Source organism: Mesorhizobium sp. M0159, from assembly GCF_040322295.1.
Classification (GTDB): Bacteria; Pseudomonadota; Alphaproteobacteria; order Rhizobiales; family Rhizobiaceae; genus Mesorhizobium.
The window spans coordinates 1-577 of sequence record NZ_JAMYTF010000147.1; the positions used below are offsets into that span (position 1 = coordinate 1).

General features: G+C 60.3%; 1 pseudogene. It reads left to right on the top strand.

Annotated elements, in window-relative coordinates:
• Positions 1–143 precede the first annotated feature (143 nt).
• Positions 144–494, top strand: a pseudogene (locus NKJ32_RS35725) (ATP-binding protein); the annotation flags it as partial.
• Positions 495–577: the final 83 nt, after the last annotated feature.

The window sequence follows — 577 nt, forward strand, 5'->3', positions numbered from 1 at the left end:
CATCGCAACATCCACGTCCACAAGCGCCGACAAAGACTGAGGAACGACGAGGTCATCCTTCATGGCTCAGGCGACAGGGTCGCTCAGCGCCCGTTGGCCTTCTACGATGCCGTCGCCCGGGTGATGGCGAAGGAGCAGCGTCCATGACGAATGCGCTCGATACCACGCCATCCACAATCGACCGGATCCGCCACGATCTCGTCGGCCTGAAGATGCCACGAGCGCTCGAAGCGCTCGATCATATCGTGCGCCGGCTCGAGCAAGGCGAGATCGCCGCCCTCGAAGCCATGGACATCCTCCTTTCGGAAGAGTTGACCCTGCGCGAGAACAGCCGGATCAAGACGGCACTGCGCATGGGGCGTCTGGCCACGATCAAGACGCTCGCCGGCTTCGACTTCTCTTTCCAGCCCTCGCTCGACCGAGATCGAATCTTCACGCTCGCCCAACTCGGCTTCGTCGCCCGCTGCGAGGTCGTCCACTTCCTCGGCCCACCCGATCCCACGACATAATGCACACCTCGCTATGTTATTGAAAAAGCTGGATCTGCTGATCCTGTGATTGTGATAATGGACTGTGT